This window comes from Sphaerospermopsis sp. LEGE 00249, assembly GCF_014299995.1.
GTDB lineage: Bacteria > Cyanobacteriota > Cyanobacteriia > Cyanobacteriales > Nostocaceae > Sphaerospermopsis > Sphaerospermopsis kisseleviana.
In genome coordinates, this window is record NZ_JACJUZ010000174.1 from 1 (window position 1) to 1,040 (window position 1,040).

Annotated in this window: 1 protein-coding gene; it reads left to right on the top strand. The window is 34.8% G+C overall.

Annotated elements, in window-relative coordinates:
- The first annotated feature begins 247 nt into the window (after positions 1 to 247).
- Entirely contained in the window at positions 248 to 925 is a 678-nt protein-coding gene (locus tag H5968_RS24970) for a hypothetical protein (protein ID WP_187042082.1), read from the top strand.
- Positions 926 to 1,040 lie beyond the last annotated feature (115 nt).

The window sequence follows — 1,040 nt, forward strand, 5'->3', positions numbered from 1 at the left end:
TAGGGGAGGGCATCCCCGAAGTCACGCTACAGGAGTTGGGATCTCTGTTCTGGTTGGCGAAAACCTGCTAGAGCAAATTCTGACGTAGAATGTAGAATCTCCGCGGCTTTAGCCCGGAGAGTGTCAACATATTGAGTGATAATCATATAAGCTTATAGGTAAAATTTACCGATGACAGCGAGATGAGGATATTTGGGGCGGAGATGTTTGGGGGTGTGAGTTACAGTTGTAGTAATAAGAAGTATTTATGATGAAAAGTTATCAAGTCACATTGCAGATTCTTCAACAAGCGATCGCAGTTTTGGCAAACTGGGTTAAGTCTGATGTTGTCAACAAGTTATCTTTATCAGCTTCAGATAGTATTGATGATGCTGTTAAAAAAGCTATTCAAGAAGCTCAGGATATTCTATTTTGGCCTACAGATGAAGAACCACAGGCTTTAAGATTACTATTTGATTATGTGAAACTTGAAAAAGAGCAGACAAAAAAGCATTATTGGATACCCCGATCTATAGATAATAATGATCCTAAAATTCCCTATCCAGTTACAGAAAAACCAGATTTAGAGAGTTTAAAAAAAGATATCAAAACAGCCTTAGATAGTTTAGAACAAGAAGATTATGAAAATCTATCTTTGTTAACTTTAATTGTGGAAAAATTTGGCTCATTTATTAGTTTTGGGGAGGAAAATATAGCCTTAATAGACTTGGTTAAAAGTACGGCCGCAGTTGCAGCAGCTTTAGTCAATAATACTGAATCTAAAAATATTACTTTAATTGCTGGTGACTTATCAGGGATTCAAAAATTCATTTATACCATATCTTCTGATGGGGCATTAAAATCATTAAGAGCGAGGAGTTTTTATTTAGAATTAGTCACGGAAGAAGTAGTACAACAATTATTAGATAAATTACAGAAATGTTGAATGTCGTTACAAAAGTTTACATATTCAGTTATAGTAGTCCTATTAAGGGTGAAAATGTCAACATCTCATGATATCTTCCATCCAATGAACATAACTAATTTGTTGACACATACAA

Excerpts from the sequence above, each read along its gene's own strand:
- H5968_RS24970 (WP_187042082.1), top strand. The coding sequence starts at position 248 with ATGATGAAAAGTTATCAAGTCACATTGCAGATTCTTCAACAAGCGATC.